The 13,174-nt window shown below is 69.2% G+C and carries 12 protein-coding genes; 5 read left to right on the top strand and 7 right to left on the bottom strand.

What is annotated here, in order from left to right; all coding sequences use genetic code 11:
• The 3 genes from ABT137_RS29450 to truA form a co-directional block, all read left to right on the top strand.
• On the top strand, positions 1 to 753 hold a 753-nt coding region (locus tag ABT137_RS29450; protein WP_351714131.1), incomplete at its 5' end, for a DNA-directed RNA polymerase subunit alpha.
• Between the two features lie 189 nt (positions 754 to 942).
• A complete protein-coding gene (gene rplQ, locus ABT137_RS29445) occupies positions 943 to 1,437 on the top strand; it encodes a 50S ribosomal protein L17 (protein WP_351714130.1) in 495 nt (164 codons plus the stop codon).
• 151 nt (positions 1,438 to 1,588) lie between these two features.
• On the top strand, positions 1,589 to 2,434 hold the full coding sequence (truA, locus tag ABT137_RS29440; protein ID WP_351714129.1) for a tRNA pseudouridine(38-40) synthase TruA: 846 nt from the start codon (positions 1,589 to 1,591) through the stop codon (positions 2,432 to 2,434).
• Between the two features lie 3 nt (positions 2,435 to 2,437).
• Here truA and ABT137_RS29435 read toward each other — a convergent pair whose 3' ends face one another.
• The 7 genes from ABT137_RS29435 to ABT137_RS29405 form a co-directional block, all read right to left on the bottom strand.
• Positions 2,438 to 4,468, bottom strand: coding sequence for an acyltransferase family protein (locus ABT137_RS29435; RefSeq protein WP_351714128.1), 2,031 nt, complete (start codon positions 4,466 to 4,468; stop codon positions 2,438 to 2,440).
• A gap of 39 nt (positions 4,469 to 4,507) precedes the next feature.
• On the bottom strand, positions 4,508 to 5,608 hold the full coding sequence (gene manB / locus ABT137_RS29430) for a mannose-1-phosphate guanylyltransferase (RefSeq protein WP_351714127.1): 1,101 nt from the start codon (positions 5,606 to 5,608) through the stop codon (positions 4,508 to 4,510).
• A 14-nt stretch (positions 5,609 to 5,622) separates the two neighbouring features.
• Positions 5,623 to 6,849 (bottom strand): glycoside hydrolase family 113, encoded by a 1,227-nt coding sequence (locus ABT137_RS29425; protein ID WP_351714126.1) that lies wholly within the window; start codon positions 6,847 to 6,849, stop codon positions 5,623 to 5,625.
• A gap of 23 nt (positions 6,850 to 6,872) precedes the next feature.
• Entirely contained in the window at positions 6,873 to 8,324 is a 1,452-nt protein-coding gene (locus ABT137_RS29420; protein WP_351714125.1) for a glycosyltransferase family 2 protein, read from the bottom strand.
• Between the two features lie 264 nt (positions 8,325 to 8,588).
• Positions 8,589 to 9,974 (bottom strand): glycoside hydrolase family 26 protein, encoded by a 1,386-nt coding sequence (locus ABT137_RS29415; RefSeq protein ID WP_351714124.1) that lies wholly within the window; start codon positions 9,972 to 9,974, stop codon positions 8,589 to 8,591.
• A gap of 150 nt (positions 9,975 to 10,124) precedes the next feature.
• Positions 10,125 to 10,652, bottom strand: a complete 528-nt coding sequence (locus tag ABT137_RS29410) for a glycoside hydrolase family 55 protein (RefSeq protein WP_351714123.1) — start codon at positions 10,650 to 10,652, stop codon at positions 10,125 to 10,127.
• Between the two features lie 85 nt (positions 10,653 to 10,737).
• A complete protein-coding gene (locus tag ABT137_RS29405) occupies positions 10,738 to 11,616 on the bottom strand; it encodes a hypothetical protein (RefSeq protein WP_351714122.1) in 879 nt (292 codons plus the stop codon).
• A 381-nt stretch (positions 11,617 to 11,997) separates the two neighbouring features.
• On the opposite strand from ABT137_RS29405, the gene rplM reads away from it, so the two are divergent.
• Complete coding sequence (rplM, locus tag ABT137_RS29400) at positions 11,998 to 12,441, top strand: 50S ribosomal protein L13 (protein ID WP_351714121.1); 444 nt, start codon at positions 11,998 to 12,000, stop codon at positions 12,439 to 12,441.
• Positions 12,442 to 12,483: 42 nt separating this feature from the next.
• Positions 12,484 to 13,005: a 30S ribosomal protein S9 gene (gene rpsI / locus ABT137_RS29395; RefSeq protein ID WP_351714120.1), complete on the top strand. Its 522-nt coding sequence runs from the start codon at positions 12,484 to 12,486 to the stop codon at positions 13,003 to 13,005.
• The last annotated feature ends 169 nt before the right edge of the window (positions 13,006 to 13,174 follow it).

The following is a 13,174-nucleotide window of genomic DNA, read 5'->3' as shown; positions in this document are numbered from 1 at the left end:
GAGCCCGTGGTGATGTACCTGCGCAAGCAGGGTCCGGGTCTGGTCACCGCGGCCGACATCGCGCCCCCGGCCGGTGTCGAGGTGCACAACCCCGACCTGGTCCTGGCCACGCTCAACGGCAAGGGCAAGCTGGAGATGGAGCTCACGGTCGAGCGTGGCCGCGGTTACGTCTCGGCCGTGCAGAACAAGCAGGTGGGCCAGGAGATCGGCCGGATCCCGGTCGACTCCATCTACTCGCCGGTGCTGAAGGTCACGTACAAGGTCGAGGCGACCCGTGTCGAGCAGCGCACCGACTTCGACAAGCTGATCGTCGACGTCGAGACGAAGCAGGCGATGCGGCCGCGTGACGCGATGGCGTCGGCCGGCAAGACCCTGGTCGAGCTGTTCGGTCTCGCCCGCGAGCTGAACATCGACGCCGAGGGCATCGACATGGGCCCGTCCCCGACGGACGCCGCCCTTGCCGCCGACCTGGCGCTGCCGATCGAGGAGCTGGAGCTCACGGTCCGTTCCTACAACTGCCTCAAGCGTGAGGGCATCCACTCCGTGGGTGAACTGGTCGCGCGCTCCGAGGCGGACCTCCTGGACATCCGCAACTTCGGTGCGAAGTCCATCGACGAGGTCAAGGCGAAGCTGGCCGGCATGGGCCTGGCCCTGAAGGACAGCCCGCCCGGATTCGACCCCACGGCTGCGGCGGACGCGTTCGGCGCGGACGACGACGCGGACGCGGGCTTCGTGGAGACCGAGCAGTACTGAGCGCTCCGCGAGGAGGCCGGTTCTGCGGCTGCAGGTCCGCTGTGGCTGGTCGCGCAGTTCCCCGCGCCCCTTCGGGGGCGCGGACCCTCCGGGGTTGAAAAGAGCCTCGGATCTCCGACGGGCGACCGCCCGCTCGGATACTGACCCCGGTACCTGGCACGGCCGGGGCAGACACACAGGAGAAGAACCATGCCGAAGCCCACCAAGGGTGCCCGTCTGGGCGGCAGCGCCGCGCACGAGAAGCTGCTCCTCGCGAACCTCGCGAAGGCGCTCTTCGAGCACGGCCGTATCACCACCACCGAGGCGAAGGCCCGCCGCCTGCGCCCGTACGCCGAGCGTCTGGTCACCAAGGCGAAGAAGGGCGACCTTCACAACCGCCGTCAGGTGCTCCAGGTCATCACGGACAAGAGCATCGTGCACACGCTCTTCACCGAGATCGGCCCGCGGTACGAGAACCGCCCCGGTGGTTACACCCGCATCACCAAGATCGGTAACCGTCGTGGCGACAACGCGCCCATGGCTGTCATCGAGCTGGTCGAGGCGCTGACGGTCGCCCAGCAGGCGACCGGCGAGGCCGAGGCCGCCACCAAGCGTGCGGTCAAGGAGGCCGAGGAGGCCAAGGTCGAGGAGACCAAGGCCGACGAGGTCGTCGAGGACGCCAAGCCGGAGGCCGAGGAGGCGTAAGCCGTCCTTTGGCTGCCGGTCCGTTGTGGCTGGTCGCGCCCACGCGGCGGAGCCGCATATCGGTGCAGTCCGGCGCCCCTTACGGGGCGCGTCAGTGGGCCCGTTCCTTTCGAGGGGCGGGCCCGCTTTCTTGCCCTGAGAGGATTCTCCTGTGAGTGACGACGTTCAGCCCGGCCAGGTGCGCATCCGTCTCGACCTGTCCTACGACGGGACCCACTTCCACGGCTGGGCCAAGCAGGCCGGCGGGAGGCGGACCGTGCAGGGGGAGATCGAGGACGCGCTGCGGATCGTCACGCGGTCGCAGGACACGGTGTACGAGCTGACCGTGGCCGGGCGGACGGATGCCGGGGTGCACGCGCGGGGGCAGGTGGCGCATGTCGATCTGCCCGCCGGGGTGTGGGAGGAGCAGCGGGACAAGCTGCTGAAGCGGCTCGCGGGGCGGCTGCCGAAGGACGTGCGGGTGTGGTCGGTCGGCGAGGCGCCGGCGGGGTTCAACGCGCGGTTCGCGGCGCTGTGGCGGCGGTACGTGTACCGGGTCGGGGACCGGCCTGGAGGCGTGGACCCGCTGCTGCGCAACCACGTGCTGTGGCACGACTGGGAGCTGGACGTCGATGTCATGGACGCCGCCGCGAAGTCACTGGTCGGGGAGCACGACTTCGCCGCTTACGCGAAGAAGCGCGAGGGCGCGACGACGATCCGGGAGATCCTCGGCTTCGGGGTGAGCCGGCGCGGCGACGGGGTCGTCGAGATCGAGGTCCGGGCCGATGCCTTCTGCCACAACCAGGTGCGGTCGATGGTCGGCGCGCTGCTGTTCGTGGGGGACGGGCACCGGGGCGTGGAGTGGCCGCGGAAGGTGCTGGACGCGGGGGTGCGGGACAGCGCCGTACATGTCGTACGGCCGCACGGGCTGACCCTGGAGGAGGTCGCGTACCCGGCGGCCGGCCAGCTGCTGGAACGGCAGCGGCAGGCACGCCGGGTACGGGTGCGGACGGTCTGAGGGTCAGCCGGCCAGGACCTTCCTGAAGGTCGGCTCCAGGAACGGTTCGAGGGACTTGGCGTAGCCGCCGGTCATGTGGCTGTTGTCCCAGTAGACGACGTGCCCGCCGATCACCGCCGGGCAGTAGCCGTCCGCGCAGAAGGCGGGGAGCGGGTTGATGACCGTGGCCCCGTACTGCTCGGCGACCTCGCGTTCCAGCTTGCGGAAGTCGGGCAGGTCGACGGCGGTCTCGGACTTCAGGGTGCACTCGGCGGGGTTGGCCGAGTTCTCTGCCAGGCAGTCCGGGATGTTGAAGGTCGGCTTCGGGGTGTCGGCCAGGTAGACCAGGTCCGAACCCATGGCCTTGAGCTTCTTGAACGTGTCCTCGGCGCCTGCGCGCACGGTGGTGTACTGCACGCGGTTGGCCACCACGATGACATCCGGCTTGAGCTTCTTGATGTAGGCGAGGGCGGTCTCCCGCCACTTCGGGCACTCCGTGTACTCGCGTCCCAGGTCCTCGCGAGTGATCTTGTAGACCTCGGGGGAGCAGCCGCTCTTGATGACCGTGACGACCTTGACGTGCAGCTTCAGGCCGAGGGCGTTGAAGGCGTTGCCCCACTGGTAGGCGTGCGAGTCGCCGAGCAGCACCATCGTCCGGTCCGCCGACTTGTCGCCGATCACGCAGTCGTCGTGCGGGGTGAAGCTGGTGACCAGCAGCTGGTCGATGCAGCCGTGGTCGCCCCGGTCGTTCGGGGACTTCAGGAGCGCGCTCTCGCTGACCTTGGGGGCGTCGCGCTCGCCCACCGCCTGCACCACGGACTTGGTGCCGTCGAACCCGGTGAGCGCGGCGGCGGTGCCCGCGGTGCCGAAGGACAGGTTGAGCGGTACCTGGAGTGCGACCACCATGGCGACGGCGGAGGTGGCCGTCAGGGTGCCGCCGGTGAGGATGCCCCGCCAGGGGCGGACGACCAGCTTCACGTTCTCCCTGAACCGCTTCTCGACGACGTAGTGCGTCGCGATGGCGATGAGGAAGGAGAGGACCGCCACCCGGAAGCGGTCGGAGTAGCCGAACTCCCAGCCGATGATGTGCGGCCAGAGGATCAGCAGCGGCCAGTGCCACAGGTACCAGCCGTAGCTGACCTTGCCGATGAAGTCGAAGACCGGGTTGTCGAGGAGCCGCTCCACGCCCAGGCGGGGGTTGGCGCAGCCGCCGGCGATGATCAGCCACGCGCCGAGCACGGGACCGAGGACGGCGTACCCCGGCAGCGGGGTGTTCTCCGTGATGAGCAGGCCGGTGACCAGGGTGGTGGCCAGGCCCAGCCAGGAGACGACCGCGGCGAGCCCCCGCGGCATGCGGGAGATGACCGGGGCCCAGAGGGCGAGCAGGACACCGAAGGCGAGTTCCCAGATGCGGGACTGGGTGCCGAAGTAGGCGAGTGGCTGGTTGGTGGTGGTCTCGGTGTAGCCCAGGTAGAACGAGCCGCCCACCACGGCCATCAGGACCACGCCGACCAGGATGCGGTTGCGGCGGAACACGAGCCGGCTGAGCCAGGCCACCACGACGAGCACGATCGGGGTGGCGAGGTAGAACTGCTCCTCGATGCCCAGTGACCAGAAGTGCTGGTACGGCGACTGGCTGCCGTCGTTGGCGAAGTAGTCGGTGCCGTTCTCGGCCAGCCGCCAGTTGATGACGCTCAGTGACGCGGCGAGTCCGTCGTCCATGTAGCTGCGGAAGCTGAACGGGCTCGCGTAGAGCCAGGACAGGACACCGGTGGCGACGATGGTGAGGGCGGCGCCCGGTGCCAGGCGTCGGAAGCGGCGGGCCCAGAACTTGCTGAGGGACACCTTGCCGGTCTTGTCGATCTCGGCGAGCAGCTGGCTGCCGATGAGGAAGCCGCTGAGCACGAAGCTGACGTCCACACCGCCGTGGATGTCGAGGATGCCGGTGTGCATGCAGACGACCATCATGATGGCGACGGCGCGCAGGCCCTGGATGTCCGGCCGGTACTTGCGAAGACGCTCTGTCTGCGCGGCCGATGAACGATGGCTGGTCACGTCTCTCCAGTAATCCAGTAACTGTCCGGGCCGGCGGCTTCAGTGGACCGTCGGGCAGGCGACAGCGGTACCGCTGACGCGCACGCCCTGGGCGGGGATGCGGATGCCGCACGACAGCCGCAGCTGGGCGGGCAGTTCGTTCTGGGCGCCGACGTGCGTGTGGCAGCCCACGACGACCTCGCGAAGAATCGATTCGCTGCCGATCGAGGAGTCGTGGTCCACCACGGACTCGTGCACCCGGGCGCCCTCGGCGACGGTGACGTTGGCGCCGATGATGGAGCGGTCGACGACCACGTGCGGGCCGATGACGGCATGCGGGCCGACCGTCGAGCCGCCGGTCACGCGTGCGGTCGGGGCCACCACGGCCGTGGGGTCGATCAGGGCCTCGGCCGGCGGTCCCACCAGGGGCGAGGGCGCCCTGCCGGTGATCAGGTCGGCGGAGCCGTGCACGAACGCCAGCGGGGTGCCGAGGTCGCGCCAGTAGTCGTCGGTGGTGTGGCCGAAGACCCGCCCGCCGTCGGCGACGAGCCGCGGGAAGGTCTCCTGCTCGACGCTCACCTCCCGGTCGCCGGGGATGGCGTCCAGGACGGACCGGCGGAAGACGTAGCACCCGGCGTTGATCTGGTCGGTGACGCACTCCTCCTGGGTCTTCGGCTTCTCCAGGAAGGAGAGCACCCGGCCCGCCTCGTCGGTGGGGACCAGGCCGAAGGCGCGCGGGTCGGCGACCCGGGTGAGGTGCAGTGTCACGTCCGCGTCCCGGGCCTCGTGGTGCGCCAGCAGGGCGCGCAGCCCGGTGCCGGACAGGATGTCGCCGTTGAGGACGAGGACCGGGGCGTCGGGCGCGTCGCCGCGCAGCAGCCGTCCGGCGTTGCGGATCGCTCCGCCCGTGCCGAGGGGGATCTCCTCCACGGCGTACGAGATCGCCAGGTCCTGGGAGAAGTCCTTGAACTCCTCCTCGAAGAGGCTCGCGAGATACGAGGTCGCGAAGACCACGTGCTCGACGCCTGCGGCCGTCAGCTTGGCGATCTGGTGCCGGATGAAGGAGGCACCCGCGACCCGGAGCAGCGGCTTGGGGGTGTGGTTGGTCAGCGGTCGCAGGCGGGTTCCCTTGCCGCCCACGAGGATGATGGCTTCCTGCATGATTCCTCGCTCGGTCAGCTCGTGGTGCCGGTGCCGGGGCCCGCGTAGTCGGAGGCGAAACAGGTCTTGATGGCCTTCTCGCTGAGAGGGCGGCCGGCGAAGTCGAGCCGGGAGGCCGTCTTGTCGTCGGGCGGGGTGTTCGGGTCGTCCTCGAAGTGGATCGACCACCAGTACACGCCCTGCATGTGCCGCTCCTGGACGACCTGACAGACGGCCGTGTACCAGTTGGCCTGCACCTTCGCGTTGACCTTGCGGTGGCTGTAGAAGTCGCCCGGGGCGTGGTAGGCGCCGTTCATGGCACCGATGCCGGACTCGGAGACGAGGATGTTCGGCAGGGCGCCGGTCGCCTTCTTGTCCAGCCATGTGTCCCAGCCGTCGACCAGGTCCTTGACGGGCGCGGTGTCCGGCACCTTGACGGGGAAGTAGGCGTCGACGCCGAGGTGGTTGACGGGCATGTTGATGCGGCCCGTGACGTAGTTGTCCCAGTTGGCGTCGTAGGCGATCTCGCCGGAGAAGGTCTTCTCGGCGGAGTCGACCAGGGTGTTCCAGCCCGGGTCGCCCTCCAGGGAGTTGAGCTCGGTGCCGATCACGAAGGTGTTCGTCTTCGCCTCGCCGGCGGCTTCGAGGTACGGGGTGACGAGCTTCTTGTACGAGGCGAACCAGGCGGAGCGGGAGGCGGGTGCGACGTCGCCGCGCCAGCCGTCCTCGGGCTTCAGGGACGACTCGTCCATGATCGGGCGCAGCCGGGTGCGGAAACCGGCGTCCTTGAACACCTTCAGGACCCGCTCCAGCCGCTGTGGGGTCGGGGTCTTGGCACCGGCCCACACCTCGTCGGACGTGCCGTTCTTGGTGTAGAAGGGGAAGGAGATCGACACCGAGTTGGCGCCCAGCCCGATCAGGTACGCGGCCTGCTTGTGGGCCTGCTTCTCGATGAAGTCGTCGGAGAGTTTCTTCCTGTCGTCCTCCCAGTAGATCTGCACGCCCCACTGCGGCATGCCCGCCTTCCAGGGCTTGGCGACCTGGAGGGCGTCGGCGGACGCGGAGGGGGAGGCGGATGTCGTACCGGGGCGGGTGCCGTCGTCCGAGGTGGTGGACTCGTCGGAGTCGCCGCGGACGAGGCGGGGCAGGGCCGAGCCGGCTTCCCAGCGCACCGGGTGGTCGCCGAGAACGAACGGGGTGCCCAGCACGACGGTGAGGACGGCCACCGGGAAGATGGCGAGCAGGGGCAGTCGCGAACGCATGTCAGTGGGTGTCTTCCGAGAGGTCAGGCGGGCTTGGCGATCACGACGAACTTGTTCTCCTCGCGCCGGACGAACTTCATGAAGCCCTTGAAGCCGCCGAGCCCTTCCAGCACGGAGAAGACGGGGATGCAGGCGACCACGACGATCGGCTCCCACCACTTGCGCCGGCCGCTGGCCGAGGCGAGCGCGTTCAGGCGCAGCCCCTCCCAGTACGTCCAGATCACGTAGGCGAAGTTCAGGGCCCAGAGGAGGATGATCGACTGGGTCACCGGTGAGGTGTTCATGTCGTTGAACAGCCAGCCCACGAGCAGCACGGCGCCGATGTGCTGGAGCGGACCGAGGATCCAGGTGGCCACGCAGATCGACAGGAACCAGCGGTAGCGCAGCGGCACCTTGCGGTTGAAGCAGAGGGCCACCAGGCCCCAGGCCCAGCGTTCGCGCTGCTTGATGAAGTCGGCCGCGTTGGCGGGCGAGGCGCCGTAGCAGCGGCCGTTGAACCAGTCGCTGCGGCCCGGGTACGTGCGGCAGAAGGTCAGGGCGAGCCGGGCGTCCTCGACGATCTCCTTGGGACCGAAGTCCCAGCCGATCTCGGCCTCGATGGACGCGCGTAGCACAAGCAGCTCACCGTGTACACCGGCTGCGGGGGTGCCGAGTCCGGTCAGGGCCCGGAAGCGGGCGATGTCGTCGGCGGGGCGCACCGCGTCGGCGAGCCAGGTGAAGAGGCTCACCGCGTTCTCGCGGGGGTAGGTCAGGATGCCCTGGGCCATGTGCTTGGCCTCGTCGGGGTGGGCGCGGCGCTGCCGGTTGATGAACTGGGCGAGCGAGGCCGCGGTGTCCGGGCCGACGCCGGTGTCGTCGTCCATGTGCAGCACCCAGACGTATTCCAGGGCCTCGCCCTCCGCGATGCGCAGCTCGTGGGCGTAGTGGTTGGCACGGGCCTTGAAGCGGGTGCCGTTGGCCGGGACGTAGTCCTTGGGAACCGTGATCACTCGGATCAGCGGGTGGGAGTCGGCGAGCCGGTCGATGTCCGCCGCCGCCTCGCAGCCCTCCTCGGTGAGGATGTCGACCCGCATGTACGGGAAGAACTCCGGGAGGTGCTCGACGTAGGAGAGGATCGAGCGTTCCAGGGCCGGGTAGGTGTCGTGGCGGCCGATGGTCGGGCACAGCGCGATCAGGAAGTCCTGCTCGGCCGGGGCGGGCGGGGTCATCCGGTCGCTCTTGCGGACCCGGCGGCGGATCAGCAGGGCGCCCTGGAGACCGATCAGCACACCGGCCGCCGGCAGGGACCAGACGACGGTCAGGATCCAGCTCATCAGTGAGGAGCTGGGCCGGTAGGACCACAGGCCGAAGACGACCAGCAGGACGAACGGCAGCAGGAACGGCAGGATGCCGGGTTTCCACGAGGCGGTGCGTTTGGCCAGCTTCGCGTTGTGTCGCGAATGCGGGGTTCCCCCGTCGACCACTGTCGATGCCATACGGCTACATGCTCTTCCGTGAGATCGGTGGGTGCCGGACGGCATGGCTCAGTGACGGGACGGGTGACACGAGAAACCTCGTCTCACTCGTTCCGTTCCGCGCCGTGATGTTGCCCCCCGGCACGCCTTTTTCGGCGTTCTGCGGCCGGCTCAGATGCCCCCCCGGGCGTCCTGCGCCACCGACCGCACAAGAAAACAAATCTTGCCACGTAAGAATCAGTCATGAAGCATTGGTGAGCAAGATGTAGTGGGAAAGTAATAAATCTATGTCTTGTGCAACGAGGTCCAGTCGAAGCCCGTCCGTCCGTCCCCGCTGCCGGTGATGACCTGCGAAGACTTGTAGGTCGCTTTCACATCTTCCGGGGTGTTTTTTCCGCTCGGGCTGGAGACATTGGCGTATGTCAGGGCCTGTCCCCATACCGTCCAGAGCACCCACGGGGTGTCCGAAAGTGTTCTGCGCTGTGCGGAGCCGAGCGGAACGTAGAAGGACTCGGCAAGGACGCGGGGGCGGTCGTAGCGTTCCAGGCCCTGGTACCAGACCTGGGTCCAGGGCCTGCCCCGGAACGGCCGCCGCGGGGTGTCGCTGTAGTCGTCCACGCCCACGACGTCGACGTACCGCCCGCCCGGGTAGTAGACGCCGGGCTCCCGCGCGAAGGTGCCCTCCCAGGCGCTGGGGGCCCAGACGAAGAGCAGGTTGTGCAGGCCGCGGCTGTTCACCAGGTAGTCGTGGGTGACCTGCCACAGTTTCCGGTAGGCGGCCGGATCCTGCCCCGCCCACCAGAACCCGTGGCCCGGCCTGGCGTTCATCTCGTGGTACGGCCGCAGCAGGACCGGCACGCCGTGCTCCGCCAGGTATCCCAGGTGGTCGGCGAGAAAGCCGAGGTCCAGCAGCAGGGCCTGGTGCTCGGCGGTGCCCGGCGTGACCACCCGGCCGAACCAGCCGCTGTCCCGGGCCGCCGGGGAGCTCTGGTAACGGGTCTGCTCGAAGCCCTTGAGGGGGCTGCCCGGGTAGGGCTGGTGGAAGGAGAAGCCGACGATGCCCGCCGGGCCGCCCCCGTTCTGCGGCAGGCTCACCCGGGTCCCGGAGGCGCAGTCGAGGTGCGTGCCCGAGGGGTGGTACGACCCGTCCGCCGCGCGCGGCAGCCCGGCCCACACCCCGAGCGCCAGGTCCACCGCGTCGTCGACGTACCCCCAGCACCTGCGGCAGCTCGGCCACGAGGAGCGGGAGTACGAGCGCGGCTCGCCCACCGCCCAGCCCGGCTGCCCGTACCCAGGCCCCAGGTCCACCTCCACGAACCCCGGGAACCTGCCGGTGATGTCGTGGGCCTTCTTGTAGTAGTAGCCGGGCTGCTTGGTGCCCCGGTAGTCGCCGTACGACGGGTTGTAGCGCTCGTTGTGCAGCTCGACGTGCTGCCCGATGACCGTCCGGGACGGTTCGCCGCGCCGCGCCCGGTTCTCCAGGCCGGCGAGCAGGGCGTAGACCCGGCGGGCGGCGGGCGTCGCCTCGGGATCGCGGTTCCGCAGTTCGGTGGGGACGAGCCGGGGAGTCCGCGCGGCGTCCTCGGTGTCCCGCCGGGCCCACCACACGGCCGGCGGACCCAGCAGCGCGGCGGCGGCACCCGCCCCTATGAGCCCGACCCGTCCCCGCATGCGCATGACCCTCGCCCGCCCCGTTCTCTCCTCGACCGGCCCCCGGCCCTGGTCGAGGCCATTCTGCCCGGCCCCGGGCCGGGGGTCCGGCACGCGCTCCTCGGCCGGGGGGACCACCGGCCGCGTCCCCCACCCCACAGGGCAGTACGGCTAGGCGGGCTCGACGACGAGCCAGGCGACGGTCGAGGTGTCGCCGGTCACTCCCTTGACGCCCGGGTTGATCCGGACGCCGTCGATCGCGGCGCCGGTGGCGTCCTGCTGGTCACGGCCGTCCAGGGCGAGGCCGTGGAGGCGGGGGCCGCCGCGGCAGGCGGAGTCGGTGTAGTCGCCGTTCACCGGGGCCGGGTCGATGACGATCAGGGCCTCGCCGGTGAAGTTGCCGATGCCGGGCCGGAGGAAGGAGTCGGCCATGTTGGTGCGCACCGGGAAGTGCGGGTTCCAGTCGCCGCGCAGGGTCACGCCCAGCGAGAGCCTGAGGGGTGCGGCGATGCGGTACTTGCCGGGCGGGAAGTAGACCGTGCCGCCCTGGCCGGCCGCGTCGATGGCCTTCTGGATGGCCGGCCGGTCGTCGGTGGAGTCGTCGCCGAGGGCGCCGTACGCGGTGTCCCGCACGTTCAGCCAGCCCGCGCCGGTGCCGGCCGCGCCGGCGAGCAGTCTGCGTCTGGACGTGTCCGTCATGAGTCCCCCAAGGGCCCCGACGACCGGTGATGTCCTTGATCACCGGCCAGGCAGGGGGGAGACTCTCACGCGCTGTGCGGACCGGTCACCGGTCGGCCGCGGCCGACGCCTGGGCCTCGCCGCGGCGGTGGATCTGGCGGAAGGTGAACTCCGCCAGGTCGTCGCCGGCCTGGAAGACCTTGGTGTCCTTGGTGGTGACGTCCTTGCCGTTCACGAAGCCCGCGGTGGTGAAGTACGCGTAGCGGCCGTACGAATTGGTCGTCGTGCGGCAGACGCCGGAGTCGCAGAAGGTCTTCACGCCGGAGCCGGCCAGGGCGGTCACGAAGCCCTTCTTGTCGGCCTCGGTCTTGGCCTTGCTCGCCTGCGCCTCCGTGTTGAACACGGCCACGCCGACCGTGACCGCGACACCGTCCTTGGAGTAGGTGACCCGCAGCAGGCGGGTGCAGCCGTCCTTGTCGAGGACGGCCGGGAGGGTGCCCTTGGCGGCCGTGGCGCACTTCTTGGCGTCGGCCGTGGCGCCCTTCTTGTAGACCGTCCCGCCCATGGTCAGCTGGGTGCCCGGGAACAGGGTCGTGGCGCTCAGCGGTGCCGTGTCCTTCTGCACGCTGGATATGAACTCCTCCGGGTCCAGCGGCGGCGGCGCGCTGGTCGGGGCGAAGGACGGCACCGAACCGGCCGTGTCGCTGGGCAGCGAGCCGCTGGCCGGCAGGTTGGTGGGCGCGCCGGAGGCCTTGTTGTCGCCGTTCGCGGACACCACGGCCATCGCGACGGCGGTGCCGATCGCCAGCGTGGCGACCACGCCACCGCCGATGAACAGCACCCTGCGCCGCTTGTTCCGCGTCTCCGACGCCTCGGCGAGCGACGCCCAGTCCGGGGTCGGGCCGGCGCCGCTGTCCCAGGGCTGCTGAGACTGCGGTTTCCACGGATCCCACTGGGACTGAGGTCCCCCCTGCCCATAACTCATGGGGCGCATCTTAGACGGGGGCCGGGGGGTACCGGTGCGACTGTACGAACGGAGTCAGGGGACCTTCTGGGGACCTTTGGGGGCAGGACGGCGCATCCTGGTACGGTCGCGCTCCCGGGATTTCCCGCCGCGGTCGGCGACGGCTCGTCCGGATGTCGACGGGAGCTCGTTTTGACCCGTCCGGGGCCACCCTTGTAGGCTTGCTCTTCGTTGTGTATTGGCTCGCTCGTTCTCACGGGAGCGGCCTCTACCTAGGTTCCCTGGAGCAGTTACCAGTGGGCGGCATACGGGTAGCGTCCCCGGCATTGTCGTCCCCAGCTGCACGATCGCTTCAGTGATGCCATGTGTCAGCACCCATCCACTGAAGAAGAAGGCTGCGAAGTGCGTACGTACAGCCCCAAGCCCGGCGATGTGACTCGCCAGTGGCACGTCATTGACGCTCAGGACGTCGTCCTGGGCCGTCTCGCCACCACCGCCGCGTCCCTTCTCCGCGGCAAGCACAAGCCGATCTACGCGCCCCACGTCGACACCGGTGACTTCGTCATCATCATCAACGCCGACAAGGTGCACCTGTCCGGCAACAAGCGGACCCAGAAGATGGCGTACCGCCACTCCGGCTACCCGGGTGGTCTGCGCTCCGTCCGCTACGACGAGCTGCTGGACAAGAACCCCGAGAAGGCCATCGAGAAGGCCGTCAAGGGCATGCTCCCCAAGAACACCCTGGGCCGTCAGATGCTCACCAAGCTGAAGGTCTACCGCGGCGAGAACCACCCGCACGCTGCGCAGCAGCCGGTTCCGTTCGAGATCACCCAGGTCGCGCAGTAAGTCCGGCCACCCCCTAAGACTGAAGAGAATCTGAGGAGAATCGTGGCCGAGACCACTGTTGAGCAGCCGGTCGAAGAGACTGAGCTCGTCGACATCGACAGCTACACCACCGAGTCGGACGTCCCCGTCGAGGGCGAGTACACCTCCGAGTCGCTCGCGTCCCGCTTCGGCGACCCGCAGCCGGCCGCCGGCCTGGGCCGTCGCAAGAACGCCATCGCCCGCGTCCGGATCGTCCCGGGCACCGGCAAGTGGAAGATCAACGGTCGTACCCTCGAGGACTACTTCCCGAACAAGGTGCACCAGCAGGAAGTCAACGAGCCCTTCAAGGTGCTCGAGCTCGAGGGCCGTTACGACGTCGTCGCCCGCATCGCCGGTGGCGGTGTCTCCGGTCAGGCCGGTGCGCTCCGTCTCGGTGTCGCCCGCGCGCTGAACGAGGCCGACGTCGACAACAACCGCGGCCCGCTCAAGAAGGCCGGCTTCCTCAAGCGCGACGACCGCGCGGTCGAGCGCAAGAAGGCCGGTCTGAAGAAGGCCCGCAAGGCCCCGCAGTACAGCAAGCGCTAATCACCAGCTGCCTGCACGTACTCCGAACGCCCCGGCGGCACGCCACATGTGCCGTCGGGGCGTTCGTTTATCCCAGCCAAGGGCGTATAACGACACAAGATGCTCAAAGGCCGGTGTGATCGCATGACTAAGCGCCTGCCATCATCATTTCCTGGCAGCAAGGACGCTT

Source organism: Streptomyces sp. NPDC001980 (genome assembly GCF_040296885.1).
Taxonomy (GTDB): Bacteria; Actinomycetota; Actinomycetes; order Streptomycetales; family Streptomycetaceae; genus Streptomyces.
The sequence above is the reverse complement of the archived record's forward strand: the minus strand, read 5'-3'. Positions and strand labels throughout refer to the sequence as shown.

Coding starts and splice junctions, on each gene's coding strand:
- ABT137_RS29415 (WP_351714124.1), bottom strand. CDS start 9,974: ATGCGGGGACGGGTCGGGCTCATAGGGGCGGGTGCCGCCGCCGCGCTG.
- ABT137_RS29425 (WP_351714126.1), bottom strand. CDS start 6,849: ATGCGTTCGCGACTGCCCCTGCTCGCCATCTTCCCGGTGGCCGTCCTC.
- manB (WP_351714127.1), bottom strand. CDS start 5,608: ATGCAGGAAGCCATCATCCTCGTGGGCGGCAAGGGAACCCGCCTGCGA.
- ABT137_RS29420 (WP_351714125.1), bottom strand. CDS start 8,324: ATGGCATCGACAGTGGTCGACGGGGGAACCCCGCATTCGCGACACAAC.
- ABT137_RS29410 (WP_351714123.1), bottom strand. CDS start 10,652: ATGACGGACACGTCCAGACGCAGACTGCTCGCCGGCGCGGCCGGCACC.
- rplQ (WP_351714130.1), top strand. CDS start 943: ATGCCGAAGCCCACCAAGGGTGCCCGTCTGGGCGGCAGCGCCGCGCAC.
- ABT137_RS29405 (WP_351714122.1), bottom strand. CDS start 11,616: ATGAGTTATGGGCAGGGGGGACCTCAGTCCCAGTGGGATCCGTGGAAA.